1 protein-coding gene is annotated in these 430 nt (G+C 67.0%); it reads left to right on the plus strand.

Going from position 1 to position 430, the window contains the following annotated elements:
* The coding region (locus GWG65_RS40335; protein WP_275200936.1) for an FAD-dependent oxidoreductase at positions 1-430 on the plus strand (430 nt) is incomplete at both ends.

The raw sequence follows: 430 nt of genomic DNA on the forward strand, positions 1-430 counted from the left end.
CCACCGAATCGAGCGCGGCCTATCTGGCGGAGGTGGTGATCCTCGCCACCGGCGCGCAGGCGCGCTGGCTGGGGCTGGAATCGGAGGCCGCCTATCGCGGCTTCGGCGTTTCCGCCTGTGCCACCTGCGACGGCTTCTTCTATCGCGGCAAGGAGGTAGTGGTGGTGGGCGGCGGCAACACCGCGGTGGAAGAGGCGCTGTTCCTCACCAATTTCGCGTCCAAGGTCACCGTTGTGCATCGTCGCGAGGGGTTCCGGGCGGAAAAGATCCTGCAGGAGCGCCTGTTCGCCAATCCCAAGGTGAATGTGGTGTGGCATGCGCAGGTGGCCGAGATCCGCGGCACCGACGATCCCGTCACCAAGGTCACCTGCGCGGTGCTGCGCGACGTGCGCACCGGCGCGACCTCCGAGCTACCCGCTGACGGCATATT

Origin of the sequence: Bradyrhizobium sp. CSA207 (assembly GCF_029051685.1) — a bacterium.
GTDB lineage: Bacteria > Pseudomonadota > Alphaproteobacteria > Rhizobiales > Xanthobacteraceae > Bradyrhizobium.